The organism is Pseudomonas sp. FSL W5-0299 (assembly GCF_005930655.1).
Taxonomy (GTDB): domain Bacteria; phylum Pseudomonadota; class Gammaproteobacteria; order Pseudomonadales; family Pseudomonadaceae; genus Aquipseudomonas; species Aquipseudomonas mandelii.
Window position 1 is genome coordinate 94665 of sequence record NZ_RXHX01000005.1, and the last position, 26499, is coordinate 121163.

A 26499-nucleotide genomic window follows, 5' to 3' on the forward strand; every position below is an offset into this window, starting at 1 on the left:
ATGTCTGACCGCCCAACACCGTGGCAAAACTTTACTGGCCAATACATCGCCGGGGCCTGGCGTTCCGGAAGTACGCGCAAGGTCCTGGAGAACCGCAACCCTTATGACAACGCCCTGCTGACCGAGCTTTCGCTGGGTGATGTTAGCGACCTCGACGACGCCTACCAGGCGGCAGCAACCGCGCAGAAAGCATGGGCGCAGACGTTACCTAATGAGCGCTCAGCCTTGTTCATGCGCGCCGTTAGCGTACTGGAAGCCAGGCACGAAGAAATTGTCGACTGATTGATTCGTGAGTCAGGCAGCACGCGTACCAAAGCCGAAATCGAGTGGTCAGCGGTACGTTCGACCATGATCACGGCCGCGGCCATGCCTTCGAGAGTCGTCGGCCGCATTCTGCCAATCGACACCCCCGACAAAGAAAGCCGCGTTTACCGTAAACCATTGGGTGTGGTCGGGGTTATCAGTCCCTGGAACTGGCCGATGCACCTTTCCAATCGGTCTATCGCACCGGCGCTGGCACTCGGTAACGCCGTCGTCGTGAAGCCTGCCGACGATACGCCGGTGACCGGTGGTTTGTTGTTGGCGAAAATTTACGAAGAGGCCGGTTTTCCGCCGGGAGTTTTGAACGTGGTCGTGGGAGACGTGGCTGATTTGGGTGATGCCTTTACCCTGCACCCGATTCCAAAATTCATCTTCTTCACGGGATCGACTCGGGTCGGGCGGCACATTGGGCGCGTTGGCAGTCACAGGCCCGACGCTCAAGCGAGTCGGGTTGGAGTTGGGTGGGAATGCTCCGTGTGTGGTGCTTGATGACGCGGACCTCGATCTGGCGGTGCACGCCGCCGTTGTGGGGCGCTTCCTGCACCAAGGTCAAATCTGCATGAGCAGTAACCGGATTATCGTCGACGCCTCGTTGCAAAAGGATTTCGTCGAAGCGTTTGTCGAGCGCGTTCGCCAGTTGAAAGTCGGCGATCCTGACCTTGCAGATACAGTCATTGGCCCGCTGATCAACCGTCGCCAGTTGGAGGGCGCAGTGGCCCGGATCGAGGCGGCGAAAGCCGAAAGCATCGAGTTGTTGCTCGGTGGCGCTGCACACGGGTAGGTACTGCCGCCTCATGTGTTCGTCAATGTCGATAACATGAGTGACTTGGCCCAGGCTGAGCAATTTTGTCCTGTAGCGCCGATCATCACTGCGCGTGACGAGGCACATGCGCTGGAGCCGGCATGACTCACATCAACGACATCTCGGTCAATGATGATCCGAACAACATGTTTGGCGGCGAGAAAAACAGTGGTATCGGGCGATTCAACAGCGATTGGATCATCGCGGAGCTGACCAGCGATCACTGGAACTCGGTGCAACACAAACGTCGCGCTTATCCGTTTTAAGGTCAGGGTTTTAGTGGACTGATCGTATGGCATGAATGCCCCTTGAAAGGGGCGTTCCTTCATACAAAGACTGCCCTGCAGCGATACGTTATTTGCAGGGCAGTCAGTTGTGCGTTGCTGTTGCCAGAACGCTCGGCTAGACCTCTACCGGTGGGTTATGGGATCCAGTTCCCATGAAAACCCAGCGGTATATGATGATCCAGCTTTACCCGTGCCAATGGTGCGCCCGTGAAGTCGCTCGCGTCGTGGATCACCAGTTCGCTTTTGTTTGTCTGGGGATCCCACCAGACGACCAGCAACCAACCATCGTCTTCACTCACCGCATCGGGTTTGGCCACGAATATCGGCTCGGCAGGGGACACGTCCCTGTCACCTTCCAGTGTTTGGTACTCGGTTTTGCCTGAAATAAAATCTTGCTTTATCAGGCAATTGAAATCGTGGCTGTCACTTTTGGGCTGGTGTACACCGGCAAAGTAGCCGTATTGGTGTTTTGCACCCAGGAGTTTTTCATTGATCCTAGGAAATTCGACGGAGAAATTTCCGACCCGTGCTCGTGTCATCTGACCGGCATCGAGATCCAGGGTCCAGCGGTACAGCGCGGGAGGTGTGAACGGCGAGCGTCCAGCGTCAGGAAAAGGAAACGGAAAGAAATTCTCGACTTTTATATCATCGACAAACTGGAGGTCACTGACGCAGCCGTCGACGATTATTTTGCCATCTTCCTCGTAGGCGTTGACGAAGTGTGTGGTTTGGTAAGCTTCATCGGTGAACCATTGAGTTGCACCGGTCTGCCGATGGACCACCAGGGTTCGATTGCTCTGCTTTGGGTCAAACGTCCACGCAGATTTGCCTGCAGGAACTCGGTCGGGTGATTCTGGACGCCAGTTGATGGGCCCAAAGAAGAAGACAAAATGATTTTCAGTGAACATGAAGTCGTGAATATAGGCGGGGGCGTCAAGTGTAACGACGTGCTGTTTCAGGATGTTCCCTTGTTTGTCAGCCAGTGCACAGACGAATCGGCGGGTTTCGGGTTCGACCGTATACAATAGTAGTTCATTTTTTGCGGCGTCGGTATGGATATGCGCGGTAACCAGTGCATCAATTGCGCCGTGGAAATCAAAGGTACCAATGGTTTCCAGGGTGTTTCGGTCAAGTTCATAATAGTGTCTACCCGCCTCTTGCAGAGCCAATACGCGTCCGTCGATTTCCACGACATTGACGTTGGCTACTTGCTTGACGGCAGCCGGCCCCTTTTCAAGCTGTGGTTGAGCTACTTCGTAAGACCCGTAAATACCGTTGTAGAGCGATCTACCGGCTGCTTCTTCTTCCTTGAAACCCTCGGTGCGCACCCATTTATTGCGGTAGTTGACAGCGCCGTTGCTGATATAAAACCCATGAACCATGCCATCTCCGTCGAACCAGTGGTATCGGTCAGGGCGAGCAGGCTCCCAACGCTGGTTGGATCCGGTTCGAAAAAGCACGCCCTCAAGTTCAGGCGGCACAGTACCTTCTATGCGAAGTTCATTGGCGATGATTTCGTTGGAGAGGGGTTGGCGAATACCTTGTAAAAAGGGGCTGCTATTGTTCCACATGATGTATCTCCCGAAGGCTAATAGGGGTGTCTTATTAAGGGTTAATAGAATGCTAGCCTTTGGTGTTATTGCTGTCTCCGGGTTGTGAGTACGAATTCTTATGGAGTGTTGGTACTGAGGTGCATGCAGTTGTTTATGTTGAGCTCGTCACGGTTTATGTGGTCGCGCGATCAAGGCAGGATTGCAAAGAATACCTGCCGTTGACCTGCCTCAGGTTCGCGGAGTTGGTGTTTTATTTATACCGGCTTGCCAGACTCAACTATCCGTACAGACTTTTTGTGGGTAAATGCCAGGTAGCTGTATCGGCCGTGATATTCGCCCATCCCTGAACCGCCCACCCCACCGAACGGCAGGTATGGCGAAAACGCGTGCACCAGCACGCCGTTGACCTGAGCATCGCCGGCTTGAATGTGGTCGATGACGGGGTTGGCATTGGCTGTGTGGCCTGTGAACACATACACGGCCAGTGGTTTGGAGTGATGTTGATTGATGAGATCGACTGCATTATCCACCGAATCAAAAGTCAGCACCGGCAAAATGGGCCCAAACAGCTCTTCGGCCATCAGCGCATCGTCCCATTGCACTTGGTCGACCACGGTGGCGCTGAATACGCGCCGTTCTGGGTCTGCATCGCCGCCGACCAGCACCTTGCCCGCGCTCTTGCTCAACAAGTTTTGAAGACGCGATACTTGTTGGCTCGTGACGACTTTTCCCGTGGAACCTATGTCGGGCAGGTCCTGCTGAATGCGCTGCGTCAGGCGAGTTAGCAGTTCATCCTTGATGCTGCTGTGGACGTACAAGTAATCCGGTGCGATGCAGGTCTGGCCGCTGTTGATGAACTTGCCAAACATCAGCTGCGACACCACCAGATCGACATCGGCATCGGCCAGGGCAATCAAAGGGCACTTGCCGCCTAGTTCCAGGATCACTGGTGTGAGGTGCGCGGCGGCTGCCTGCATCACTATCTTGCCGACGTTAGGGCTGCCCGTGAAAAAGATGAAATCGAACGGCAAGCTCAGCAGGTGAGTATTCTCATCGCGTCCACCCTGAACCACAGCTATGTAGTTGGGAGAGAACGCTTCCTGAATGATTTTCTCGAGGACCAGTGAAGTGTTGGGGGTGGTTTCGGAGGGCTTAAGGATGCAAGTGTTGCCGCCAATGATTGCGCCTATCAGCGGCGTCAGCGTCAGGTTTACGGGGTAGTTAAACGGCCCGATGATGTAAGTAACGCCAAAGGGCTCTTGCGTGACATAGCACTGGGACGGCGCAATCAGGTCTGCGGTGGGTACCGTTTCTGGTGTCGCCCACTCGTCAAGGTGGGCGAGGGCGAAATCGATTTCGTGGAGGACTGCGCCGATCTCCGCGAGGTCCACATCGGCCTTGGGTTTTCCTAAATCTTCGTCCAGTGCGACGTACAGCGCCTCTTTGTGATTGAGCACTGCCTGTTTCAGGCGCTCCAGGCTGTGTTTGCGAAACTCGATGGGGTGGGTTTGGCGGGAGGCGAAATAGGCACGCTGCGACTCGAATACTGCATCGATGGACTCGGAGCTTGGATAGTTCATGGGTTGTCACCTTATCGAATTCAGTGGATGTTTATGAGCGTCACGCAGATCAGCGAAAGTAATCTTCACAGAGCATTTTGGCAGCGTGCAGGGCCAGCGCCTGAGTGGGCGCGTTGGTGTTGCCGCTAGTAATGTTGGGCATGATCGAGGCATCGATGACACGCAGATGCTCCACGCCTTTCACACGCAGGCGACCATCAACGACGGCACCTTCGTCCTTGCCCATGCGACAGGTGCCGACCGGGTGCCACATGGTGGTGGCGACGCGTTTGACCCATTCGCCAATCTGCTCATCGGATTGCACGCTGGGACCCGGTGAGACCTCTTCGTCGATCACCGGCGCTAGCGATTCCTGAGTCAGGACATGGCGCATGGCTTTCACCGACTCAACGGCCACTTTCAAATCGTATTCGTGGCCGATGAAATTTGGGTTGATCAGCGGCATAGAGGTAGGGTCAGCGTCAGCCAAACGTACCCAGCCGCGGCTTTTAGGCTGAAGCACCACTAACTCGAAGGTCACGCCGGGGCGCGTACCGGTAGGGCTCAAGCCGTCTTTGGAAATGATTGGTACGTGATAGCACTGAACGGTAGGGTCGCCCTGTAAGTTCAGGGGATCCCAATAGCTGACCGTCTCGATACCGCTGCCTGCGGCCGGGCCGTCTTTGGTCAGGATGTAGCGGATCCCTGCCTTCAGCGTCCCAAGGCCCTGGGCAACGCTTTGATAGCCCAAGTTCCCTTTCACATAGGCGCTGAGCGGTACGATAGGGTGGTCATGTAGGTTTTCGCCCACGCCGGGGGAATCGACCATCACCTCAATGCCGAATTCCTGCAACTGGGTCTTGGGGCCTATGCCGGAATGCATGAGAATCTTCGGGCTGTGTACCGCCCCGGCGCTGAGTATGACCTGCTTGCCCTGGATTTGCTGCGTAGTCCCGCCCTGGAGTATTTCGACCCCTACCGCGCGGTGGCTATCGATCAGCACCCGAGTGACCGTTGTGTTCGCCAGCAAGGTGACGCGGCCACTCTCCAGATGACGGCGCAGGTGCGCGACTACGGCACTGCAACGGCGACTGTTCTCGATGTTCGATTGCACCGGTGACACACCGATCTGGCTGGCGCCGTTGTAATCCGGATTGTAGGGCAGGCCGTATTCCTGAAATGCCTTCAGGCAATACTGGTTCAGTTCGTTGATCCCTTTGGGCAGCTGCACGGCCAGATTGCCTTGGGTGCCATGATGTTCATCATGGAACGTGTCGTTTTTTTCTTGCTCGATGAAGGCACGCCACATGCTGGCGTGATTCCAGTCCCCGTCGCCTGCGGTGGCTTCGTCCCACGCATCGAAGTCGCGTTTTTGGCCACGCACATACGCCATGGCATTTACCGACGTGCCTCCCCCCAACACCTTGCCGGAGCGAAAGCGTCGCTCAGTACCATGCTGGGCGACGGTGGAATGGGTCCACACGTGTTTATCCTTGGCCAGGATGGTGCCGAAGCCGGCTGGAATATGGATCAGCGGGTCGGAATCCTTGCCGCCGGCTTCGATCACGGCAATGCTGGCCCGACTGTTCTCGGCCAGATAACTGGCCACCACGCATCCGGCTGCACCACTTCCTACAATCAGCACGTCAAAGCTTTTAGTTGTCATATTTACCCACTGCGGATCGCTCTTGAACGGATGAGTATTGAGGGGGGATAGCGCACTGCCTATCAGACATCGCTATCAAAAGCCGAGATCAGGAATCGTTTAAGCGGGCGCTTTCGCTGTTCAGATTTTACAAATCTGAACAGTACAGTTGGACAACACATAGTACTTTGCCACTCTTTAAAAATCAAAAATAGCGCATTACGATAAAAGCGCTCTATATTGTCTGAGCAAGCTTGCCTACAATCCGGCCAGGCAGGTCCGTAATGATCGATCTGACAAGAGGAGCCTCCAGTGCCCAAAACGCTGCTGCAAAAACTCTGGGAAACGCACGTCGTACGTCATGACCCGGACGGTTCGGCGATGCTTTACATCGATCTGCAGTTGATCAATGAAGTCACCAGCCCCCAGGCTTTTGAAGGTTTATCGGCAGCGGGGCTGAACCCTTGGCGAAGCGGCACGATCATCGCCACCTCGGACCACAATGTGCCGACTAGGGACTTGGCTCTGGGCATTCAGGATCCGGTAGCGAAAATTCAGGTTCAGACGCTTGAGCGTAACTGCGATGACCTGAACCTGCGCCACTTTAAAATGGGTGATCAAAGGCAGGGCATTTTGCATGTCATCGCGCCTGAATCTGGCGCCAGTCTTCCGGGAATGACCATCGTCTGTGGCGACTCTCATACCAGTACCCATGGTGCTTTCGCGGCCTTGGCATTTGGCATCGGCACTTCCGAGATCGAGCACGTTCTCGCCACCCAGTGCCTGCGTGTTTCACCCATGGCGGCGATGAAGGTTCAGATCGACGGCGAATTGCAGCCGTTCGTGACCGCAAAAGACTTGGCCCTGAGCTTGATTCGCAAAATCGGTACTGCGGGGGCCACCGGTCATGCAATCGAGTTCACGGGCAGCACGGTCAGTAGCATGTCCATGGAAGCGCGGATGACCCTTTGCAATATGGCAATCGAAGCCGGAGCTCGCGTCGGGCTGATCGGTGTAGACGAGACCACACTGGCCTACCTGCACGGCCGACCTCATGCGCCGCGAGACGCAGGCTGGGAGGCCGCCGCTACGTTTTGGCGCACGCTTCACAGCGACCCTGGGGCAATTTTCCAACAGGTGGTGAACCTGGATGCAGCAAAAGTTGCCCCTCAAGTTTCATGGGGAACTTCTCCGCAAATGGTGTGCGATGTTCTAGAAAAGGTGCCCGACCCCGCGGACGAAGTAGACCCCGCTAAACGTCAGGCCTTGGTCAGCGCGCTCGACTATATGGGGATTACAGCGGGCACAGCCATCGTTTCAATCGAACTCGACAAGATTTTCATAGGCTCCTGCACCAATGCACGCATCGAGGACCTGCGGGCAGCTGCCCAGGTTGTAGTCGGTCAAAAAGTATCCACGCGTATCAAACAAGCATTGGTGGTGCCGGGATCAGGACAGGTCAAAGCCATGGCTGAAGCCGAGGGCTTGGACAGGATATTCATCGACGCTGGGTTTGAATGGCGCGAGCCCGGTTGTTCGATGTGCTTGGGAATGAACGAGGACCGGCTGCTCCCTGGGGAGCGTTGTGCATCTACGTCCAATCGCAATTTCGAGGGGCGTCAGGGGCAGGGTGGCAGAACTCACCTCGTGAGCCCGGTCACTGCAGCAGCGGCGGCCCTGGCAGGACATTTCGTTGATATAACCGCTGCCCAGATAAGGAGTTGAAAGGCCGTGAAACCATTCAAGCAGTTTTGTGCAGTAGCGGCGCCGCTTGATCGAATCAATGTGGACACGGACGCCATTTTGCCGAAGCAATTCATGAAATTGATCAGCAAATATGGCTATGGCGATTACCTGTTCGATAACTGGCGTTATCTAGACCAAGGCCAACCTGGGGACGACTGCTCGGTACGACCGCTCAACGAGCAGTTCATGCTCAACCAGCCCCGGTTCAAGTCAGCGCAAATCCTGCTGTGCCGAGATAATTTCGGTTGTGGTTCGAGCCGCGAGCACGCGCCGTGGGCCTTGCGTGATTTCGGGTTCAAAGCGCTGCTCAGCACCAGTTTCGCAGATATTTTTTATGGCAACTGCCTTAAGAACGGCGTGCTGCCCATCGTGTTGACCAAGGATGAAATGGATCACCTGTTCTCACTCGCGGCCCGTGATGCTGCGTTGCAACTTGAGATCAATCTAGCGGACCAAACCGTTTCCCAGCCTGAGGGCGTGATCTACCGTTTCGAGATCGATGCATTCCGCAAAAAATGCGTGATGTTGGGGCTCGATGAAATCAGCCTGACGCTCGCTCAAGCCGACGACGTGCGCTTATACGAAAGCAAGCGACGCGCCACCGAGCCTTGGCTGTTTCCAGAGAGCTGACGGCGTTGTGTATTTCATGATCCAGAAGACGCCAACACCGTCATTTTCTGCGTCATCTCGGCCCCGGCCTTCGCAACAATAGGCGCGAGCAGTGTTCTGACTTCCGGGGAGGCATCGACGACGGGTATCACGATGCTGATGCTGCCGATCACCCGTTTATCGTCAAAAACGGCGGCTGAAATACCCGCAGCGCTATTGCCCAATTCGCCTGAAGTGATGACTACGGACTCGTTTCTCAGCGATCTCAGTGTCTGCTTGACTTGCGCCCAATTGGCCCCAAGGCCAAAGCGCTCGAATTCGCCCGTTACGCCTTCGTAGTAGGGTTTGACCTGGCGCAATGGCAGGTGCGCCAGGATGACCTTTGAGGCTGCGCCTTGGTAAAGGGGCCTTGGGAGGCCGCGCTCATAGCTGATGTCTTGCTTGAAACGGGTGGTGAACTCCTCATGCACGCACATGACGTGCTCTTGGAAGTACCGGCATAAAATCGCGATGCTGTCAGCGGGGGCCGCATTCAGCATGTCACCCATGACCAACCTTGCAGCCTGGATCATCGGATCACCCAACCGCATTTTTCTATCCAACGCGATGATTGCTGGGCCCAGCACGTAGCGCCCCGGGGTAAAGGCGCTGATGTATCCGGCACCCGACAGGGTTCGAAAGTAACGGTACGTATGGCTCGCCGATAGTCCTAACTCGATCGCCGCTTCGTCCACAGACCAATCAGATTTGCTGTCTCCACTGAACAATTCGAGCAGGCGCATCAAGCGATCCTGGGAGCTGCCTTTGGGATCTTCTGCGCCTGAGACTTGCATGGCTGACGCGCCGGTTACCTGCTGCTTTATCAACCCTGCCCCCTTAGAAAGGTGTGCTTGACGGAGCCCGCATGTTACCGCCAAGCTCGACCACGAGGTGAGTAAAAACAAAAATAGCGCCATAAGATAAAAGCGTTGACACTTTTTGGAAAAAACATAATTATCGTATTACAACAAATAATACAAAACACCTTAAGGTGTGAGGGTTCCATCATGAGCCAGCTAGCGCAGCCATCGTCCCCCGTCCTCGACATCGCCCCTATTCTCGATCACGGAGAGTGGACGTCCTATCAAAAGCGAATTCTCTTCTTGGTCGCCCTCGTCATGGTGTTCGATGGCGTGGACGCGCAGGTGCTTAGCCTGTCGCTGTCCTCCATTTCAGCCGAATGGGGTATCAGCCGCGCAGCCTTTGCACCGGTGCTTGGATTCAGTTTCGTGGCCATGGCACTGGGGACGGCCCTCGGGGGCCTGTTGGGCGACCGCATCGGCAGAAAATGGACCCTCATCGCGTCCAGCGTAACGTTTGGCCTGATGACGTTATTGGGCGCGCTCGCCGATGACATCGTCTTTCTGGGCGTCTGCCGAGTGATTGCATCGTTGGGCATGGGAGCAGCCATGCCTAACGTCACGGCAATGCTGGCTGAGTACACACCTTTGCGCCGGCGCAGCCTTGCCCTCGCCATCGGGATGAGCGCGTTGCCTTTTGGCGGTATTGTCGTTGGCCTGTTAGGGGCGCAAATTCTTCCTGCCCTTGGCTGGCGCAGTTTTTTCGTGATTGCGGGGTGTGCGCCATTGATCGTCGCGCTGACGCTGATCATTGGCGTCCCAGAGTCGCTGAGATTTCTGGTGGCGCGCGGCATCAAGCCGGCAGCGTGCCTGAACATCATTCGCCACCTGGGGCATGCGGTGTCATTGACCACCACGTTGGAGGACAGCGGCGAAGCGGCTGCAGTCAAGAAGGCTTCGGTGCGAACGTTAATGGCCAGCGAATATGCCGGCGACACACGGGTTCTGGCGGTCGCTTTCTTTACCGTGATTCTGTCTAGCTACCTCATGTTTACCTGGTCCCCCTCCCTGTTCGTCGAGGCCGGTTACAGCGTCAGTATGTCCAGCGCAAGTATGGCGTTGTTCAGCCTCGGTGGCCTGATTGGAGGGGTGGGCGGCGGCTGGCTGTTCAGTCGCTTCGGTTCGCGCAAAACCATGCTCTGCATGGCGGCGGGGGCGTTGGCCTGCTGCGCTGCGCTGATGGTAACGCCGTTGCAACCTGCTGCGAATTCGCTCCCTATCATCACCGTTAGCCTGCTGCTGCTCGGCCTCTGCGTACCGGGCACACAAGCAATCCTATTCGTGCTGGCGGCGCAGATATTCCCTACCTCAATGCGTGCAAGTGGCGTCGGTTTGCCCGCAGCTTTCGGACGGCTGGGCGCGGTGCTGAGCGCTTTCATCGGCCCCTGGATTCTTGCCAGCACAGGCACTCGGTTCTTCGGTTTTATAGCAGCCATGATGTTGATTCTTTTTGTCGCGCTGACCCTCGTCCGTCGCCACATCGCACGGACCGCAAACCAAGACCGTAGCGATGCACGGCTGAACGAAGTTCGATAGATAGGTAAGGAGATATTTGTGAGTAACAATGCCTTTAGAGATCACATTGCCCATGACAACATGACGCCCCTCTGGGAGGTATTGCGCGGGCTTACCCCGCGCGAGCCCAAGCAGACGGCGGACCCCGTAATCTGGCGCGCCGAAACCATTCGCCAAAATATGAAAATGGCCTGTGAGGTCATCTCCGCCGAAGATGCGGAGCGCCGTGTGCTTGTCCTAGAAAACCCTAAGTTTCGGGGCAAGTCGCAGATAACGTCATCCCTCTATGCGGGTATTCAAATGATCCTGCCCGGGGAGGTCGCCCCCAGTCATCGCCATACGGCGTCTGCGCTAAGACTGATTTTAAGTGGCCAGGGTGGGTTCACTACGGTGCATGGCGAAAAGGTACTAATGAACCCGGGTGACTTTGTCATCACGCCCACGAACGTTTTTCATGACCATGGTGCGCAGGGCACGGAACCTGTGATGTGGCTGGACGGCCTGGATGTGCCTGTTGTGCAAATGCTCAACGCCGGTTTCTCTGCTGATGACCCGAATCTACGTCAGGCCCTGACACGCCCGACAGGCGACTCCAATGCGCGATTCGCCGCTGGCCTGAGACCTGTAGGCGACACCCACGGCGGCCCCGTCAGCCCACTTTTTCACTACCCCTATTCGCGCACGCGTGCAGCGCTTGAACAGTTGTCGCTCGTCGATGAGTGGGACGCGTGCAACGGTTTCAAACTGATGTTTACCAACCCAACGAATGGGCTGTCCCCGATTCGCTCGATGGGTGCCTTTATGCAGATGTTCCCAGCAGGGTTCAAGGGCACGAGCTTTCGTGAAACCGACGGAGCTGTTTGCTGCGTGGTTGAAGGCAGCCTGCGCGTTCAGGTCGGTGACCAAACGTGGACAGCCTGCAAGGACGACGTATTTGTTGTTCCGGGTTGGGCATGGCGTTGTTTTGAGGCGGACGAGCAATGCGTACTGTTCAGCTTTTCCGATCGACCGTTGCAAGAACACCTCGGTTTTTGGCGCAGCGAAATCAATCCGAGCGCAACTACTACACCAGGAGAAAAACCATGAAAATTTGTCTGTTTAACGATAACCGTTTGGGCCTGATTGAGGGCGACATTGTCTATGACGTTTCCCAAGCACTGCGTATTTTGTCACCTGCCCGTTATCCGTTTCCGCGCCATGACCTGCTGATCGCTAACCTGGCCGAGCTACGCCCCGAAATCTCGCTTGCCAAGGGAAGCGCAGCGGTCTTCAAGTTAAGCGATGTCGAGCTGCTTAGCCCCGTCGGTAACCCAGGCAAAATTGTGGCTGCGCCTGTCAACTATCAAGCTCACCTTGATGAAGCCATCGCAGACACGGAGACGTTTACACGTGCCAATGTCCGAAAAATCCAGGAGACGGGCCTCTTCCTGAAAGCTACCAGCTCGCTGATCGGTGTCAGTAAACCGATTGTGATTAATCTTCCAGAGCGCCGTACCGATCACGAAATCGAGCTAGTCGCTGTTATTGGCAAGCGTGCCAAGGATGTGAAGGCGAAAGACGCACTGGCCTATGTTGCCGGATACAGCATTGGCCTGGACATCACGATCCGCGGGCCTGAAGAGCGAAGCTTGCGCAAATCGTTGGACACTTACTCGGTGTTGGGGCCATGGCTTGTCACGGCTGATGAGCTCAGCGACCCACAGGGCTTGGAGTTGCTGCTGGAGGTTAATGGTGAGAAACGCCAGCACGCCAATACTCGGGATTTGATCATGAACGTGGCAGAGCTGATCGAATTCGCCTCGACCTATTACACACTTGAGCCGGGTGATTTGTTGTACACCGGAACGCCCGAAGGTGTGGGTCCCATTGTTCACGGTGATCAGATCAAAGCACGAATTGAAGGGATTGGTGAAATTGTTGTCGAGGTCGTGTCGTCATGAGCCTACAAGATCCAATTGTAATCATTGGGGGGGGCATTGGTGGTCTGGCAGCAGCGCTGGCACTCTCACATAAGGGCTTCAAAACGCTCTTGATCGAACAGGCCGAAGAGTTTCGCGAAGTCGGTGCGGGGATCCAGGTGGGCCCTAACGGTTTTCGCGTGTTGGAGACGCTCGGCGTTGCTGATCAAGTACGCGAACTGACCGTGTTACCCGATGATTTGATCTTCATGGACAGTGTCAGCGCTGAGATGGTTACCACCATCCCGACAGGCGCAGCGTTTCGGGAACGTTTCAAGTATCCCTACGCCTTGGTGCATCGTGCGGACCTGCATTCGGTTCTTCTGGCCGCGTGTCGCGAGTCCGCTGATGTCGAATTCAGGATCGCCACAAAAGTGGTGGGCTACGAAGATGATGGCCTGTCCGTATGCGTGACCACTGACCAAGGTGAAACCATTCGGGGTTGCGCACTGATTGGCGCAGATGGATTGTGGTCGAAAGTCAGAGAGAAAATTGTCGGTGACGGTGCGCCTGTGGTCTCCGGGCACATTGCGTACCGGGCGGTGTTGCCCATTGAGGACGTGCCGCTTGAGTTTCGACGCAACTCGATGATTCTTTGGGGGGGGCCAAAGTCCCACCTGGTCCAGTACCCGCTTCGAGGTGGAAAACTATTCAACCTGGTGGCAGTCTTCCACAGCGACCGCTATGTAGAGGGTTGGAACACCGAGGGCGACCCTGAAGAATTACGCCGTCGGTTTGCCGGCACGTGTGACACCGTACAAACGCTCCTGTCCAAAATTGAAAGCTGGCGGATGTGGGTATTGTGCGATCGTGAACCCGTGAAAAACTGGAGTCAGGGACGTACCACACTTCTGGGCGATGCAGCGCATCCCATGTTGCAATACCTTGCACAAGGGGCGTGTATGGCGATGGAGGATGGCGTCGTACTCGCACAGGAGATCGAAAAGTGTCAGGGTGATTTTGAGTCGGCTTTTAAAGCCTATCAGGCTCGCCGATACCTTCGCACGGGCCGTTGTCAGGTCATGGCACGTGTTCATGGTGAGTTCTACCACGCCGAGGGAGTTGCGGCCGAACTACGTAACAACATGCTCGGCACCCGTACTCCTGAACAGGCGTATGCCGGTCTCTCTTGGTTGTATGACGCGGTAATTTAGAAATCCAGTGACGATCAATTATTCAACGGTGCTCAGTTGCCGGGTTGATCGTCGCTTTCAGCTGCACGCAATGATCATTCTATAAAAATAAAAAGGGTGAAATCGTGAACAACAAAAATTGCGCGCCACTCGTGTGGCCGGCGTTACTGTATTTTTGTGCGCCGGGCTTGGCATGGGCTGAGGATTCGGATTTTTTTAAAGATTCAACCGCTACACTGCAAGCCAGAAATTACTACTTTCAACGCAACTACTTAGATATTCGTGGGACCGAGAAACCCAAGGCTGAAGAGTGGGCTCAAGGCTTCATTCTTAATTTCAAATCCGGTTATACCCCAGGTACTGTTGGGTTTGGTATCGATGCTGTTGCCACCTTGGGTCTCAAACTCGATAGTGGCCGTGGGCGGGTAGGGACGGGCTTGCTGTCTATCAAGGATAGCGGGGCCCCTGCCGACGATTACAGTCGTTTGGGGCCAACCTTAAAAGCCAGGTTTTCTAAAACCGAGCTGAGACTGGGTGAACTTCAACCCGACATTCCCGTGTTGCCCTTCAGCGACATTCGGTTGCTTCCACCATCCTATCAGGGTGTCTCCTTTTCCAGTAGCGAACTTGCTGGACTGACCCTTCAAGGCGGGCGTATCAAATCGACTAGCCTTCGAAATGAAGCCGGGGACGAAAAATTGATCGCCATGTTGGGCTATATCCCGCAACGCGCGTCGCCCAGTGATGCCTTTAATTATATGGGGGGTGACTATAGTTTTAATGAGTCACGTACCACCGTCAGTGGTTGGTACGCCCAACTGGAGGACATTTACCGGCAGAGTTATGTTGGCATTAAGCATAAGCAGTTAGTGGGGCGTTGGTCACTAAGCGGTACGTTGGCACAGTATGATGCTGTTGAAGATGGTGATCACCTAATCGGGAAGGTCGATAACCGCGCTCTGTATGGCACACTCGGGGTGGCAAGGTCCGGGCATGCTGTGACCGTAGGGTACCAAAGAATGTACGGTGACACCGCGTTCCCCCGGGTGTTCGCCAATATTGCGCCCTTGGCCAATGAACTGCCCACTTATGACTTTTCATCACAAGACGAGGTGTCTTATCAGGTGCGTTACGACTATGACTTTGCGGCGGTGGGGGTACCGGGCCTGCTGTTTTCGACTAGATACGTCGTGGGGAACAACGTTGAGACAGGGCGCGGCTATGAAGGTAAAGACAGCGAACGCGATATCGATATGTCTTATGTTTTCCAGAGCGGGCCTGTCAAGGGATTCGGCATCAGGCTTCGCGACGCGGTAGCGCGGTCTAATTACAGAACTGATATTGACGAGTATCGCGTCGTCCTCAGTTATACCTGGAAGCTCCTATAGCGTTGCGTTCGCCCCAGCCCTGCGTGCCAACATCAGGCTTAACCCCAGGACCCGTGCGCGGTCACTGTGGGTCTTCTGCTCAGCCCCCCCCCCTCGCGGCTGCACCCCACTACTTAGTGGGGGGAAGGTTTTGCAGGAGCTTGACCTTGCTTGTTAGCACGGTCAGTACAGTCGATATCCACGCGCGATCCTGGGACACCCAAGGAAACTGTGAGCACTGTCTGGATGTGTTATCCCACAAAGTTTTGACTGGCTCTGGTACGAGTTCCGGGGGAAACACGACCCAAGAATGGCAGTCGTGGATTTCACGCTAGATGTCCGCTTCTCGCGGATTTCTATAGCTAGATAGGCCGTCCGTCCGTCGATTGATCTTGAACTGATGATCTGCATGCTGGACGTGGGCTATTGCTACGGCATTCGCTCAGAGCCGCGATTGTGCGAAGGCCCATTGAATATGGCGTATCGCTGGTTCTGCCGGTTGAGCCTTGAAGATGAAATACCCAATCATTCGACGTTTTAAAAATCCACACGGCCGTTTTCGCGACAGCGATCTCTTTCGCTGGTTGTTTAATGAAGTGCTGGGTCGCTGCATGGACGTAATCTACGAATCTATGAGAACTCAGCACTAATGATGCCGGCTTATGAAAGTGGTAGTGATCCAGTGGCGGCGTACGCTGGAAAAGACATCATTGATTCGGTCGGTTGATGATCGTAAGTGGAGGACAAAACTGCACTGGGTCGATCACCCAGCAGGTTCCAAGCGCGCTTCTTTTCTTCGGCGTAATCATGATACAGGTAGTGACGTCTCACCCGAGATCCGGCCAGTACATGGTTTTGGCACCGATCGATAACATCCAGATCTGACTGCTTGCAGGCCCTGGCAGGAATTGGCACAGTGCCAACAAGTCTGCATAACTGCGTTCGGACAACCAGCGCCGTCGTGTGACGAACTCGTCACGGAAATAGCCTAAGTGCACGATGGGGCCGCCGAAGGAGCTCAGTCCAAGGCGCAGAAAGATGAGAAAGACAGACCACGGGCTGTGGTGGTCAGTGTGGGTGTTTGTCATGCGTTTGCCTTCGTGCATGAAAGTAGCCGAAGGTTTGCCAGGTACCCGGCCGTCCGAGTGAGGCAAACCTGCTGGGCTGAATAGCTGGCGCTCTTGCGCCCAGGAGCAGTGCCAACGACACACCGAGCATGACCGTCAAAGAGCCTTCATTGGCCAGATTGACGCCATCAAGGCTTACGCCGGCATTGGCGAGCGCAAATAACGGCATGATTACATAGGCGACCCAGATGACCGGCGAAGAGCGAACCACGCCGTGGCGCACTTAGCGGATGGCAGCATTTTTTTCGACAGGGAGAGTTCATAGGCAGCGTAGATAGGGGGAGCAGGGACGGGCATAAAATTATTAAAATTACATATTTACAAATCTATATATGGCGAATAGCATTTGCATGTCCGTGAAGTAGCCACGCACCGGACACACAGACCGAAGCGACGTTGTAACGCGCGGGGCGGCTAACCTGCGCCAGCCAAGGGCTGGCTCGCTGCTCCCATCCCTCAATAGAAGGAGACCCAAAATGACCCGTGTTGTCCGTTTTCATCAGATCGGCGGCCCCGAAGTCTTGCAGATCGAAGAGCTCGAAGTTGGCGCTCCGGGCTCCGGCGAGCTGCGCATCCGCGTCGAGGCGATCGGCCTGAATCGCGCGGAAGCCATGTTCCGCTCGGGTGTGTACCTGGAGCCGACGCATCTGCCGGCCCGGCTCGGCTACGAAGCTTCCGGCATCGTCGAGGCGCTGGGCAGCGGCGTTCACGGCTTCGAGGTTGGCGAAGCGGTCAGCGTGATTCCGGCTTTTTCCATGAACAAGTTTGGCGTCTATGCCGAGCAGGCGATCGTGCCGGCCACGGGGGTTCTGAAGCGGCCGGCGGGCGTCGGCGCGGTGAAGGGGGCGGCGATCTGGATGCAGTATCTGACCGCCTATGGCGCACTGATCGAGATTGCCCAACTCAAGCGCGGTGATGCGGTGATCATCACGGCGGCTTCGAGCAGCGTCGGCTTGGCCGCGATCCAGATCGCCAACAGCGTCGGCGCCATTCCGATCGCGACGACCCGGACGCGCGCGAAGGAGGCGGCGCTACGCGAGGCGGGGGCGGCGCATGTGATCGCCACCGAGGAGCAGGACCTGGTCGCGGAGGTAATGCGGATCACCGACGGCCGCGGCGCGCGCATCGCCTTCGACCCGGTCGCGGGGCCGCAAGTCGAAACACTGGCGCAAGCGATGAGTCAGCAGGGCCTGCTTTTCATCTATGGCAATCTCAGCGGTCAGGAGACGCCGTTCCCGGCCTTGGTAGCGATGAACAAGGCCCTGAGCGTGCGCGGCTACACGCTGTTCGAACTGACCGGTGATCCGCAACGCTTGGCGCCTGCGCAAGCCTTTATCACGCGCGGCCTCGAGGCCGGACAGCTGAAGCCGATCATTGCCAAGACCTTCCCCTTCGAGCAGATCGTCGAAGCGCACCGTTACATGGAATCGAACCAGCAGTTCGGCAAGATCGTCGTCACGGTATCTCGGTAGAGGCAGTTCGTGAAAGACCAGGAGAGGGCAGAGTCGCCTTTCCCGCGACTGCGGAAATGACTCGACGCTGCCCCTTCATCCCCGCCACGCTGGAGCTGGGCGGCAAATCGGCGAATATCGCGTTGGGCTTACTGGAATACGTCACGCATGGTGATGTCGTCGTAACAACAGGAGGTACGTCATGGTCAAAGTAGCGTTGTTCGTTCGTCTGGAAGCAAAGCCTGGGAAAGAGAAAGAGGTAGAGAACTTTCTCTTGGATGGCCTTCCAATAGTGGAGGAAGAGCCAGCCACTACGGCGTGGTTCGGAATCCGCTTGGGGCCGTCCACCTTTGGCATCTTTGACGCCTTCCCGGATGAAGCAGGTCGGCAGGCTCATCTTTCGGGCAAGGTCGCAGCGGCGCTTATGGCAAAGGCTGCCGAGCTGTTTGCCAAACCGCCGTCAATCGAGAAGGTTGACGTCCTGGCGGCCAAGCTACCCGGCTAAGCAAACCCAACAAGGCGCTCCAGTCGCGTCCCTGCCGCTTTGCGGCGGCAGGGACGCGACTGGGCTTGGACGTCCACCGGCCTGTTCTAAACGGAGCGCTCGAGAGGTGCCTGTCCAGGCACTAGCATCTATTTATCTACAAACGCAAATATATAGGTAGTTACACATGAAAGATTCCATTCTTTTCGAAAGCACCACGCTGGGCCCCTACAGCCTGAAAAACCGCATCGTCCTGCCGCCGCTGACCCGTTCGCGTAGCTCGCAGCCAGGCAACATTCCCAATGACCTGATGGCGACCTACTACCGCCAGCGTACCGGTGCCGGCTTCATGGTCACCGAGGGCACCCAGATCGAGCCGCGCGGCCAGGGCTACGCCTGGACCCCGGGCATCCACAGTGCCGAACAGATCCTCGGCTGGCGCAAAGTGACCGATGCGGTACACGCCGAGGGCGGCACCATCTTCGCTCAGCTCTGGCATGTCGGCCGGGTCTCGCACACCTCGTTGCAACCCAATGGCGAAGCCCCGGTGGCGCCATCGGCGATCCCGGCCGAGGGCGTCAGCGTATTCATCGAGACAGGTCCCGGCACCGGCGCCCTGGCGCCGCCTTCGATGCCACGTGCACTGACCACCGCCGAGGTCAAGGAGCTGGTACAGCTCTATGCACAGGCCGCTCGCAACGCCCTCGACGCCGGTTTCGACGGCGTGGAAATCCACTCCGCCAACGGTTATCTGATCAACCAGTTCATTTCCGCGCACAGCAATCAGCGCGACGACGAGTACGGCAGCTCGTTGCAAAATCGCCTGCGCTTCCTCCGTGAGGTGACCCAGGCGGTGGCCGCGGTGGTCGGTAAAGACCGGCTCGGCGTGCGTTTCGCCCCGTTGTTCGCCAGCACCGACGAGGCCCGCGTATATCTCGGCCTGGTCGAAGAAAACCCACACGAGACCTATGTCGAAGCGGTCAAGGTGCTGGAAGAAGTCGGCATCGCTTACCTGTCGCTGGCCGAGGCGGATTGGGAAAACGCACCGGAGCTGCCGGAAAGCTTCCGCAGCGCGGTGCGCGAGGTCTTCAGCGGGCGCATCCTCTATGCCGGCAAATACACCGCCGAGCGAGGCAAGCGTGTGCTCGAGGCGGGCTGGGGCGATCTGGTCGCCTTCGGCCGTCCGTTCATCGCCAACCCGGACCTGCCCAAGCGGATTGCCAATGGCTGGCCGCTGAACCCGGTCGATCCGGCCAGCATGTACGGCGGAACCGCTGTCGGCTACACCGACTATCCGACCTATGGCGGATAGTCCGCTCGAGGTGCCGGCCCCCGAGCGATACGGTTCGGGGGCCGGCGCATTGTCGGTTGAGCGGGCATATCGTAATATAGCAAAAAATAGTTATCGTGCGTGACCTATGAGTATCGACGTAAGCGAAGCGCTGAAGGCGCTAGACAACCCAACACGCCTGAACATCCTCAGTTGGCTGAAGGATCCGCGTCATCATTTCCCCGAGCAGGAGGTGGATCCTGAGCAGGTCGGTGTCTGCGTGAGCATCATCCAGGATCGGGTAGGCCTGTCGCAGTCGACCGTCTCGCTGTATCTCGCTGCCTTGCAGCGGGCGCAACTGGTGACCTCACAACGCATCGGTCCCTGGACTTATTACAAACGCCATGAGCAGAACATCGCGGCGTTCCAGGTGGCCTTGAAAGCGCTGATTTGATGCCTGCTCGCAGGCGTTTTTTCAGCCCTTCAAAATCTATATTTTGAAATATGTAGGAGAGAAGATGTTAACTCCGAATTCCATTCCCTATCAGCAACAACCTGGCTTTCAGCACACCTACCGCCAAGGCCGCCTGAGCCTAGGTCTTTTCTTCCCCCTCGAAGCCTTTACCGGCGATACGCCGAGTATGCTCGACCAAGTGAACCTGGCCCAACGCGCCGAGAAGCTGGGTTTCTCTGCCCTCTGGTTTCGCGACGTGCCGTTACGCGACCCCAGCTTCGGTGATTCGGGCCAGGTCTTCGATCCCTGGGTCTACCTGGGTTTTATGGCGGCACACACTCGCTCGATTGCGCTGGGCACCGCGTCGGTCATCCTGCCAATCCGCAATCCCCTACACACCGCCAAGGCCGCAACTAGTGTCGATCAGCTCAGCGGTGGCCGCCTGTTACTCGGCGTGGCTTCCGGTGACCGTCCAGTAGAGTTTCCGGCATTCGGTGTCGACCCGGAGCAACGCGACAGCCTGTTCCGCGAATACCTCAAGGTATTTCGCGAGGTTCAGCGCAGCAGTTTCGTGCCTTTGACCTGGTCCGGCGGCACGCTTGAGGGGGCCGATCTGATTCCCAAGCCGACGACGGCGGAAATTCCTTTCTTCGTCACCGGCCATAGCCGCCAGACGCTGGAGTGGATCGCCCGCTGCAGTCATGGCTGGATCAGCTATCCGCGTGCACCGAAGACTCAGCAGCTGATTGTCGAGGACTGGCGCAAGGCGGTTCGTGCCGAATGTGGTGAACTGTTCAAACCCTTCACCCAGTCGCTATACATCGACCTGACAGATAACCCGCAGACACCACCTCGGCCGATCCACCTGGGCTATCAACTGGGGCGACATCACCTGATCCCGCTGCTGCACAGCTTGCAGGAGATCGGCGTTAACCATGTGATCATCAATTTGAAATACGGCCAACGCCCCGCAGGTGAGGTCATTGAGGAACTCGGTCAGTTCGTTCTACCTGACTTCGTCATGTCAGCATAAGCCGGCGTGGTGAGGCATCAAATCATTATCCGTGGGGATTGCTCATGAGTTTCAAGGCAGTATTGCTTAACAAGGACCAGCAGGGGTTCTCTGCTCGTGTGACTGAGCTTGGTTGATACCACGGCCGCTGGCGATTCGTTCAACGCGGGTTATCTCGCCAGCAGGCTGGACGGCGGCACTCCACAACATGCAGCTGCCGAAGGCCATAGGCTGGCCGGGCGGGTGATTCAGTATCCGGGGGCATTGATTGCAAGGGAGGTGATGCCGGATTGACAACATGTAGCCGTTTGACTCCGGCCGGAATGGCTCAGGTAACGTCGCGGTGAAGCTGGTAGGCGATGCTACGCAACGGCACTGATAATCAACCGGATCGGGCAACTGCCTGACCCATTCATCCCGAAAGAAGCACCCTCATACCGCGATTGCGAAGCAACCCGAACAATAGTAAACCGGTCGAACCGGCGTCGGCAAAACCCTCGAATGACCAGGTGCGTAAAGTACGTAATAGCAATTGGGAACCGACGCGCGAATAGCCCATCATGGCTCTGCTGGTGCAGATGTCACTCGTCTATCAGAGGTCGGTGACCAACCCTCCGCAGCCCACGTGACCTATCAAAGGGTCAGCGAAGTACCATCAAATAGACACCGCAGGCGAGTGCCATTAGCCCAGCCGGGATGGCCAGCAAGGAGATCCGGTCGATCAGCTTGGACTGATAAATGACATCGGCGAGGTCGTCTGTCTCTGCGGATGCACGTCGCTTCAGTACGGGCACAAGGCACAGTGCATTGCCGAGAACAGCGATGCCTCCTGCCACAACTTTTAGGGCATAAATGCCGTCGAAGCGCGCAGGCTCGATGAGCAGCAATCCGGTCACCAGCACCACGCTGAAGGCGGGCATCTCGAAGAACAGATCGATCTGGCTGTGCAGCCTGGCGACTGTGAAGCCCTGACTCCGACTCTGTGCTCGGGTGCGTTCAAGCAGGTACTCGACCGCTACGACGCCCAGCCAGAAGGCCACGGCGAAAAGATGTAGTTGAAGCAAAAGGTTAAATCGCATGGTGTTCTCCTCAGTCCCTGATCAAACCTGGCGTCTTAGTTGGTGCATCGGAGCGTCTGTCGGGATGATCGCGCTCAAGAAAGCGACGCAGCCCCTCGCGGGTCTCGGGTTGATGGATGGAACGGTTGAAGCACTCCGCCTCGATGCGCAAGCCCTCAGCCAGGGGTTGACCATAGCCGCGGATCGCGGCCTCCTTGTCCGCGCACATGGCGGGTTGAGGGAGGGCACAGAGGAATTTGGCCAGCTCCATCGCACGCTCCAGTGAGCGCCCTTTGGGGACCACTTCATTGGCCAAGCCAATGGAGAGGGCTTCAGAGGCCGAGATGACCTTGCCTGTCAGGATCAGCTCCATTGCCCTGCCCAACCCCACGATGCGCGGCAGGCGTTGGCTGCCGCCATCGGCCAGGCCAATGTTCCAGCGGCGACAGGTCACACCGAAGGAGGCGTGCTCCTCGGCGATGCGCATGTCTGCGAAGCAGGCCCATTCCAGGCCGCCGGCGTAGGCAGCGCCATTCACAGCAGCGATCACGGGCTTGTAGATGTCCGTCCAACGGCTGGGTCCGAGAATACCCGGGCGCTCGCCGCGGTCGTGCGCAGCAATCTCGTCCGCGGTGGAAGGCACCAGGTCAAATCCTGCCTCAAGGTCTCCACCGGTACAGAAAGCTTTGTCGCCGGCACCAGTGATGATCGCAACCAGAGCACTCTGGTCATCCCGGAAACGTGTCCAGGCCTCCACCAGCTCCAAGTGGGTGGTTGGCCCAATGCAGTTGCGCTTGTCTGGGCGATTGAAACGGATGACCCTGATAGGGCCGTGTGTCTCATAGTCGATTTGGGTAAAAGCCATAGCAGCTAGCCCTCTTGTTATTGTTCTGTGCGGATGATCAATGCCACGCCACGCGCTGATTGAGCGGGAAGCGCAACCGTGGGTTGTAGACCGCGCGTTCTCCCGGCATCCCGACCGCCAGCAGCATGACTGGGATTGCGCCTTTCGGAACGGGCAGCACCTGCTTCAGACGCTTCTCATCGAAGCCCTCCATGGGGCAGGTGCTGTAGCCGTGGCTCTGGAACGCCAGCATCAGGTTCTGCGCCGCCAGCGCTGTCGACTTCACGGCCCAGAGTCGCATCTGTTCCAGGCTATTGGGCGTGCGCATGACGGGGCGCCTGAAGCCCATCAGCCTGACCATCTGTCGTTTGAGCAAACCGCGCCAACCCAACCAGCCCTGGTTGTACTGGAATGGGGCGCTGTTCTTGTAGAAATGCTCAATCGCCTTGGGCACAGCGGGTTCTGGCCAAAGCCTGAGTACATCGGCACATGCCTGTTCCCAGGTGTTCGAATGTGCGAACACGGCAATGATCAGCGGTGCTTTCGCAGCGCTCTGGCCCAAACACACAGGCTGCAGTTGTTGCAGGAGATCGGGATTGCGTACGACATGAAAAGACCAAGGCTGCAGATTGCATGAGCTAGGTGCCAGCATTGCCAGCTCCAGGCACTCCTGGATAACCGCCTTGGGCACCGCTTCGGCCGTGAAACGTCGCACTGCGCGCCGACTTTCGACCAGTGAGCGGAATACCTTGGCGGATGCAGAAAACTCTGTGCGTGGCGCGGTGGTGCTCATCAGCGGCATCCCGTGCCAGCGCGACTTTGCGTCGTTGTACTGTTGCTCTGCGCCGCAAACCAGTTGAGCACCTCGTCCCAGGCATCCGTAGCTGAAGCCCGGAAATACCCCATGTGACCGATGGGGTGCTTTTTCGTCTCGGGATGGAGATCACGCGTCAGCAACGGAGCATTGCGATAACCCTTGAGGAAGGCGTCTCGCGAGGCAGGAGGCGCCCATGGGTCATCCACCGCATTGGCGAAGACGCAGGGCATGCGGACTTCTGCATAAAGGCTGGCGACCGGAGCCATTGAGGGATCGTCGAAGAAGTAATGGGGGTGGGCACACCAGCGCCGCCAGTCTTTGTAGACACCCAGCGGCAGGTCATCGCCCATCCCCAGCATGCTCCAGGCCATGTAGCCCTTGTACGCGACGATCAGCGGCAGAACACAAGACCACAGCAGGCGAACCTTGAAGGCTTCAAGCCTGGGCATCCACCCGGCCCATCCGGCGCCAGTACCGAAGCAATAGGCAGAAGTGATCTTGTGATGATTGGGCAGCAAGCCCAGAGCATGCCCACCAAAGGAGTGGCCGACCCAGAACAGCGGAGTCCTGCCATCGTCCATGTGCTCAACGGCTGCTGCCAGATCGCGAAAGCCCCAGTCCAGGTAGGACATCTCGAAACCTTTCAGGGATGTGGGCCTGGACTCTCCGATACCTCGGTAATCGACAGTCAGGACGTTGAAGCCTTGTTTACTGGCATGCTCGGCGAAGCGGCGGTAGAAACGCTGTTGCACACCGGTCGCACCGGCCATGATCAGGTTGCCCTTCAGATTGCCCTGTGCTGAATAGCGGGTGGCGGCGAGGCGGTAGCCGTCGTCGGCCACTAGCGTCAGTTGATCAATCACCGAGAAGGTGGCGGCTGAATTAGGCAGAGTCATTCAGAGCACTCCTGCTGTTCTGCGCCAACCAGTTCTTTTCGGAGAATCTTGCCCACATTGCTCTTGGGCAAGTCGTCTCGGAAGATGATGCGGCGGGGACGCTTGTAGCTGACTAGATACTTTTCGCAGTGTGCGATCACGTGGGCCTCATCCAGATAGGGTTGGCGACGAACGACGTAGGCGATGGGTATTTCTCCGGCCTTCTCGTCAGGAGCCGGCACGACCGCCGACTCCATCACCCCGGGGTGAGCATTCAGAACTCGCTCGATCTCCGAAGGGAAGACTTTGAATCCCGAGGAAATGATCATTTCCTTTTTGCGGTCGACCAGGCGCAGATAGCCGTCCGGGTCGAAGAGACCGATGTCCCCCGTGCGGAAGAAGCCATCGCTGGTGAATGCAGACGCGTTTTCTTCGGGCCGTCGCCAGTAACCGGCCATGATGGCGGGGCTGCGCACACATATCTCGCCGGCACCGACGGTGACCTCGTCGTCATTCTCGCTTCGTAGGGAAATTTCAATTCCCGCTACTGGCAAACCTACCGAGCCGGGGCGGGAGCGTCCGGCCGGGTTGCAGGAAATCAGTCCGGTTTCAGTCATACCGTAGGCTTCGGTGATATGGCAGCCAGTGATCCGGTGCCAGAACTTGGCCGTGGACTCGCTGACCGGCATGCCCGCACCGAGGCAGAGAGCGAGGTCCGTGAAGTCCTGCGAGTGAAATTCTTCGTTCTCCAGGAGCGAGTTGTAGAGGGTGTTGACGCCGGGGAAACTGCTTATGCGGTGCCGGGACCACTCTTTGACAAACGCCGTGGTATCGCGTGGATTCATCACCAATACCGCTTTACCGCCTTTGGTCAGGGTGAAGAGCAGATTGCCCAGGCCGAGAATGTGGTAGAGCGGCACCGCGAGCAGCAACACGTAATCCGGCTCGGCCCTGCCTAAAAGATGCGGACGCAGAGCCGAATGCTGTTGGCCAACGTTGAACAGCAAAGCCCGATGACTGATGGGCACTCCTTTGGGCTGCCCTGTAGTGCCACCGCTATAGATTATGAAGGCCGTCTGCTCGGCTGTAATGGGCGCGCGTTGACTTAGTTTGGTCGCACGAGTCGCTACGACCTTGCGCCAGTCGACGGCTCCTTCTATGCGGGTGAACTTACTACCCAAGCGTCGATGAGCTACCCAATTAACCAATGTCCGTCGCCAGCCTAGTTGATCACCTGGGGCGACTTGCACAGCAATACTTACACCGGCCTTGAGCATGGCCTGCTGGACACCCTGGCCCATGGGTTCGAAGAGAAATACAGCTTTGACTTCACTGTCCTTGAAAACCTGCGCCAGCTCCTGCGGCGTATACAAAGGGTTCACACAGACGGCGATCAAACCCGCCCGGATTATTCCCAGGCACGCCACCGGATGGGCGAGCATGTTCGGCAAAGCGACTGCAACCCGAGCTCCCGGTTGCAGCCCCTGGTTGATCAACCAGGTCGCTACCGCAGCACTCAGATTCTGTAATCGCTCGTAGCTTATGTTGGCACCCATTGCCGACACGGCCGGGGCTTTAGGCGTTTTCATAGCGCTACGCTGCAGCAGCTCTTCTATGGTGCAAACCCCAAGGTCAGCAAGCTCGCTGCCACTCTGCCGGGTACTGACTAACTTCAGTTTCTCATTATCTTTTTTATTTGAACGATTCATCTGT

General features: G+C 57.0%; 21 protein-coding genes and 6 pseudogenes. 15 read left to right on the plus strand and 12 right to left on the minus strand.

The window, feature by feature from the left end; all coding sequences use genetic code 11:
- Window positions 1-1389, plus strand: a pseudogene (locus FHL16_RS09085) (aldehyde dehydrogenase family protein).
- Window positions 1390-1544: 155 nt separating this feature from the next.
- On the opposite strand, the gene FHL16_RS09090 reads toward FHL16_RS09085, so the two are convergent.
- From FHL16_RS09090 to FHL16_RS09100, 3 genes are all read right to left on the minus strand, one after another.
- Window positions 1545-2981 carry a carotenoid oxygenase family protein gene (locus FHL16_RS09090; RefSeq protein WP_077748052.1) on the minus strand — a complete coding sequence of 479 codons (1437 nt, stop codon included), beginning with the start codon at window positions 2979-2981 and terminating at the stop codon, window positions 1545-1547.
- Between the two features lie 236 nt (window positions 2982-3217).
- Entirely contained in the window at window positions 3218-4543 is a 1326-nt protein-coding gene (gene mdlD, locus FHL16_RS09095) for an NAD(P)-dependent benzaldehyde dehydrogenase MdlD (protein WP_020300865.1), read from the minus strand.
- 49 nt (window positions 4544-4592) lie between these two features.
- Window positions 4593-6188: a GMC family oxidoreductase gene (locus FHL16_RS09100; RefSeq protein ID WP_032904492.1), complete on the minus strand. Its 1596-nt coding sequence runs from the start codon at window positions 6186-6188 to the stop codon at window positions 4593-4595.
- A gap of 291 nt (window positions 6189-6479) precedes the next feature.
- Here FHL16_RS09100 and leuC point away from each other — a divergent pair, with 291 nt between their 5' ends.
- The gene (gene leuC / locus FHL16_RS09105) at window positions 6480-7892 is read left to right on the plus strand and encodes a 3-isopropylmalate dehydratase large subunit (protein ID WP_020300863.1); all 1413 of its coding nucleotides are present in this window, start codon (window positions 6480-6482) and stop codon (window positions 7890-7892) included.
- 6 nt (window positions 7893-7898) lie between these two features.
- Window positions 7899-8543, plus strand: coding sequence for a 3-isopropylmalate dehydratase small subunit (gene leuD, locus FHL16_RS09110; protein WP_020300862.1), 645 nt, complete (start codon window positions 7899-7901; stop codon window positions 8541-8543).
- Between the two features lie 14 nt (window positions 8544-8557).
- On the opposite strand, the gene FHL16_RS09115 is transcribed toward leuD, so the two are convergent.
- Entirely contained in the window at window positions 8558-9304 is a 747-nt protein-coding gene (locus FHL16_RS09115; RefSeq protein ID WP_032904489.1) for an IclR family transcriptional regulator, read from the minus strand.
- A gap of 264 nt (window positions 9305-9568) precedes the next feature.
- On the opposite strand from FHL16_RS09115, the gene FHL16_RS09120 reads away from it, so the two are divergent.
- The 6 genes and pseudogenes from FHL16_RS09120 to FHL16_RS09145 form a co-directional block, all read left to right on the plus strand.
- Window positions 9569-10957 (plus strand): MFS transporter, encoded by a 1389-nt coding sequence (locus FHL16_RS09120; RefSeq protein ID WP_020300860.1) that lies wholly within the window; start codon window positions 9569-9571, stop codon window positions 10955-10957.
- Window positions 10958-10975: 18 nt separating this feature from the next.
- Window positions 10976-12022: a cupin domain-containing protein gene (locus tag FHL16_RS09125; RefSeq protein WP_020300859.1), complete on the plus strand. Its 1047-nt coding sequence runs from the start codon at window positions 10976-10978 to the stop codon at window positions 12020-12022.
- Complete coding sequence (locus FHL16_RS09130; RefSeq protein WP_020300858.1) at window positions 12019-12876, plus strand: fumarylacetoacetate hydrolase family protein; 858 nt, start codon at window positions 12019-12021, stop codon at window positions 12874-12876. Before FHL16_RS09125 ends, FHL16_RS09130 begins: the two co-directional genes overlap by 4 nt.
- A complete protein-coding gene (locus FHL16_RS09135) occupies window positions 12873-14048 on the plus strand; it encodes a 3-hydroxybenzoate 6-monooxygenase (protein ID WP_077748053.1) in 1176 nt (391 codons plus the stop codon). Before FHL16_RS09130 ends, FHL16_RS09135 begins: the two co-directional genes overlap by 4 nt.
- Before the next feature lie 104 nt (window positions 14049-14152).
- The gene (locus FHL16_RS09140) at window positions 14153-15415 is read left to right on the plus strand and encodes an OprD family porin (protein ID WP_077748054.1); all 1263 of its coding nucleotides are present in this window, start codon (window positions 14153-14155) and stop codon (window positions 15413-15415) included.
- A 355-nt stretch (window positions 15416-15770) separates the two neighbouring features.
- Window positions 15771-16008, plus strand: a pseudogene (locus FHL16_RS09145) (transposase); the annotation flags it as partial.
- A gap of 46 nt (window positions 16009-16054) precedes the next feature.
- Here the strand turns inward: FHL16_RS09145 and FHL16_RS34385 are convergent.
- From FHL16_RS34385 to FHL16_RS34390, 3 pseudogenes are all read right to left on the minus strand, one after another.
- Window positions 16055-16273: pseudogene (locus FHL16_RS34385) on the minus strand (site-specific integrase); the annotation flags it as partial.
- Window positions 16267-16482, minus strand: a pseudogene (locus FHL16_RS09155) (chromate transporter); the annotation flags it as partial. The pseudogenes FHL16_RS34385 and FHL16_RS09155, both read right to left, overlap by 7 nt.
- 97 nt (window positions 16483-16579) lie before the next feature.
- Window positions 16580-16708 (minus strand): annotated as a pseudogene (locus FHL16_RS34390) (Na+/H+ antiporter NhaA); the annotation flags it as partial.
- Between the two features lie 289 nt (window positions 16709-16997).
- Between FHL16_RS34390 and FHL16_RS09165 the strand changes: the two are divergent.
- From FHL16_RS09165 to FHL16_RS09190, 6 genes and pseudogenes are all read left to right on the plus strand, one after another.
- Window positions 16998-17993, plus strand: a complete 996-nt coding sequence (locus tag FHL16_RS09165) for a zinc-dependent alcohol dehydrogenase family protein (protein ID WP_032902064.1) — start codon at window positions 16998-17000, stop codon at window positions 17991-17993.
- A 181-nt stretch (window positions 17994-18174) separates the two neighbouring features.
- Window positions 18175-18477, plus strand: coding sequence for a putative quinol monooxygenase (locus tag FHL16_RS09170; protein ID WP_032902063.1), 303 nt, complete (start codon window positions 18175-18177; stop codon window positions 18475-18477).
- A 166-nt stretch (window positions 18478-18643) separates the two neighbouring features.
- Window positions 18644-19768 (plus strand): alkene reductase, encoded by a 1125-nt coding sequence (locus FHL16_RS09175; protein ID WP_032902060.1) that lies wholly within the window; start codon window positions 18644-18646, stop codon window positions 19766-19768.
- Window positions 19769-19874: 106 nt separating this feature from the next.
- Entirely contained in the window at window positions 19875-20180 is a 306-nt protein-coding gene (locus FHL16_RS09180) for an ArsR/SmtB family transcription factor (RefSeq protein WP_017735055.1), read from the plus strand.
- Window positions 20181-20244: 64 nt separating this feature from the next.
- Window positions 20245-21213, plus strand: a complete 969-nt coding sequence (locus FHL16_RS09185) for an LLM class oxidoreductase (RefSeq protein WP_044275553.1) — start codon at window positions 20245-20247, stop codon at window positions 21211-21213.
- A gap of 108 nt (window positions 21214-21321) precedes the next feature.
- A pseudogene (locus FHL16_RS09190) lies at window positions 21322-21486 on the plus strand (PfkB family carbohydrate kinase); the annotation flags it as partial.
- A gap of 347 nt (window positions 21487-21833) precedes the next feature.
- On the opposite strand, the gene FHL16_RS09195 reads toward FHL16_RS09190, so the two are convergent.
- From FHL16_RS09195 to FHL16_RS09215, 5 genes are read right to left on the minus strand one after another with little or no spacing between them, the layout of a single operon-like run.
- Complete coding sequence (locus tag FHL16_RS09195) at window positions 21834-22271, minus strand: hypothetical protein (protein ID WP_032902057.1); 438 nt, start codon at window positions 22269-22271, stop codon at window positions 21834-21836.
- 10 nt (window positions 22272-22281) lie between these two features.
- A complete protein-coding gene (locus FHL16_RS09200; protein ID WP_032902055.1) occupies window positions 22282-23115 on the minus strand; it encodes an enoyl-CoA hydratase/isomerase family protein in 834 nt (277 codons plus the stop codon).
- Between the two features lie 37 nt (window positions 23116-23152).
- Window positions 23153-23887 (minus strand): nitroreductase family protein, encoded by a 735-nt coding sequence (locus tag FHL16_RS09205; RefSeq protein ID WP_032902085.1) that lies wholly within the window; start codon window positions 23885-23887, stop codon window positions 23153-23155.
- On the minus strand, window positions 23887-24807 hold the full coding sequence (locus tag FHL16_RS09210) for an alpha/beta hydrolase family protein (RefSeq protein WP_032902053.1): 921 nt from the start codon (window positions 24805-24807) through the stop codon (window positions 23887-23889). Before FHL16_RS09210 ends, FHL16_RS09205 begins: the two co-directional genes overlap by 1 nt.
- Window positions 24804-26495 (minus strand): AMP-binding protein, encoded by a 1692-nt coding sequence (locus FHL16_RS09215; protein ID WP_032902052.1) that lies wholly within the window; start codon window positions 26493-26495, stop codon window positions 24804-24806. Before FHL16_RS09215 ends, FHL16_RS09210 begins: the two co-directional genes overlap by 4 nt.
- Window positions 26496-26499: the final 4 nt, after the last annotated feature.